2 protein-coding genes and 1 pseudogene are annotated in these 2,316 nt (G+C 72.3%); 2 read left to right on the forward strand and 1 reads right to left on the reverse strand.

The window, feature by feature from the left end:
- Nucleotides 1-120: 120 nt before the first annotated feature.
- The gene (locus tag E4099_RS31360) at nt 121-897 is read left to right on the forward strand and encodes a DUF2690 domain-containing protein (protein ID WP_135342486.1); all 777 of its coding nucleotides are present in this window, start codon (nt 121-123) and stop codon (nt 895-897) included.
- Entirely contained in the window at nt 894-1,445 is a 552-nt protein-coding gene (locus E4099_RS31365; RefSeq protein ID WP_209446820.1) for a bacterial proteasome activator family protein, read from the forward strand. Before E4099_RS31360 ends, E4099_RS31365 begins: the two co-directional genes overlap by 4 nt.
- 355 nt (nt 1,446-1,800) lie before the next feature.
- Here E4099_RS31365 and E4099_RS33395 read toward each other — a convergent pair.
- Nucleotides 1,801-2,316, reverse strand: a pseudogene (locus E4099_RS33395) (serine/threonine protein kinase); the annotation flags it as partial.

Raw genomic sequence — 2,316 nt, forward strand, 5'->3', positions numbered from 1 at the left:
GAACCCGCCCCCACCCCGGATTCCGATCCGGTGGCGGAAAGCGCTTCCACGGCACCGGCCGGGGGCCCACCGGCCGTCCGACGTCTCGGCAGGTGGCGGCTCCCGGAGCGGTGGCCCCCCGTGCGGTGGCCGGTTCTGGCCGCCGTGGCGGTCGTGGCGGTGGTCGCGGGCGCCGTCCTCTTCTGGACGTTCGGCGGGACCTCGGACCAGCCCGCCGACCAGGTCTACCTGGCTGGCAGGTCAGCGCCGGTCGACGAGCAACCCGATGTCGAGTGCTTCGCGGACAGCTGTGCCGGCAAGGACCCCAAGAAGGCCGGCTGCGGCGCCGACGCCTGGACATCCGCCCTGCGGCGGGTGGGCAAGGTCTACGTGGAACTCCGCTACAGCGACGCCTGCGCGGCGGCGTGGGCCCGCATCAGCTGGGGCCGGCCGGGCGATGTGGCGCGGGTCGTCGGCGCCAAGGGCCGGAGCTACCAGGACAAGGTCCACTACGACACCGATGTCTTCAGCGCGATGGTCCCCGCACCCTCCCCGTCCGCGGCCAGGGCCTGCACCCGTCTCACCTCGGGAGCGCACGGCTGCACCAAGCCCGGCGGCACCCAGCGACTCACCGAGCCGCCGGAACCGCCCCCGACGCCCTCGCGTTCGCCCGAGGCGGCGGCCTCCCCGTCCCCGCTCCTGTCGCGGACCGGCCCCGCCGGCCCGCCCGCCACCGGGGATGGCTGCCGGGATCGCCCCTCCTCGTCAGCCGGGGCGTACTCCCGCGACCTCACGACATCAGGACATCAGGACATGCCGCCCTCCCGAGGTGGCGAAGTATGTGCCGGAGAGGGTGGATCAACGATGAGCGGGGGCACCCTCATGGCGTACGGCGCATACGAGAGAATGGCCACATGAACCAGCCGATGAACGAACGGTCGCAGGAGAATCCGCACGTCCTGGTCGTCGGCCCGGACGGCATGGCTCTCGGTGGCACAAGCCCTGGTGACGGCGACGAGTCGCGCGAGGTTCCCGTGACGGACATGGTCGAGCAGCCCGCGAAGGTCATGCGCATCGGAAGCATGATCAAGCAGCTGTTGGAGGAGGTCAGGGCGGCTCCTTTGGACGAGGCCAGCCGGGTCCGCCTCAAGGAGATCCACGCCAGTTCGGTCAAGGAGTTGGAGGACGGCCTGGCGCCGGAGCTCATCGAGGAGCTGGAGCGCCTCTCGCTGCCGTTCACCGATGAGGCGGTGCCCACCGAGGCCGAGCTGCGGATCGCCCAGGCGCAGCTGGTCGGGTGGCTTGAGGGGCTCTTCCACGGGATCCAGACGGCGCTGTTCGCCCAGCAGATGGCGGCCCGCGCCCAGCTGGAGCAGATGCGTCGCGCACTGCCGCCCGGGATGAGCGCCGGCGAGGACGAGCAGCCGGGCAAGCACGGTGGCGCCCGCTCCGGCCCGTACCTCTGACCCGCGGTCCCGCCTCTGGCCTCCGGCCCGTACCTGTGACCCGCGGCACCCGCCTCTGGCCTCCGGCCCGTACCTCTGACCCGCGGCCCCCGCCTCCGGCCTCCGGCCCGTACCTCTGACCCGCGGCACCCGCCTCCGGACCCCGTCCCCCTGCCTCTGACCTGCGGCAACGGGGTGACGCCTCCGCCGGAGGCGCGCGTCGCCGCGCCCGGAACCGGAACCACCCCGGACCTGGACCCCCGGAACCCGGAACCACCCCCCGGAACCCGGAGCCCGGAACAGCCCCCGCAAACGCCGGATCCGCCGGGCTCCTCCCAGAGCCCGGCGGATCCGTTCGCTTTCACACCCCGACGGGTCAGCTGCCGTCCTTCGGCGGCATCCCGGTGGAGACGGTCAGCTCGATGGTGTCGGTCGCGGGGTTGTACGGGTCGTCGTAGTCGCGGTGGGTGTAGTCCAGGACCGAGCCCTTACCGAAGGTGTTCTCGTCCTGGTAGACGACCTTGACCTTCCAGTTCGCCGCCCGGATGCACGCCTTGACCGAGCCCACGTACAGGTAGCGGAACTCCGGCAGGTCGTAGGCGTTCGGGTCGTCGTACGCGGTGCTGGCCTCGGTGCACTTGCTGGTGGGGATGGTCTTGGCCTTGACGTCCGTGCCCGGGTTGAAGCCGGGCGGCGGCGCCGAGGTGGTCTGCTTCTGCTCCGCCTCGTCCTTGGAGCCACCGCCACCGCTCATCGCCACGGCCACGATGACGGCGATCACCGCGAGCGCCGCGACCACCGCGGAGCCGATGACCACCTTCTTGTTGCCGTTGCCGCCGCTCTTGCCGCTGCCCGAGCGGCCGCCGGAGGAGGGCGGCGGCGGGGTGGCCGG

Source organism: Streptomyces palmae (genome assembly GCF_004684805.1).
Lineage (GTDB): Bacteria > Actinomycetota > Actinomycetes > Streptomycetales > Streptomycetaceae > Streptomyces > Streptomyces palmae.

Excerpts from the sequence above, each read along its gene's own strand:
- E4099_RS31365 (WP_209446820.1), top strand. The coding sequence starts at position 894 with ATGAACCAGCCGATGAACGAACGGTCGCAGGAGAATCCGCACGTCCTG.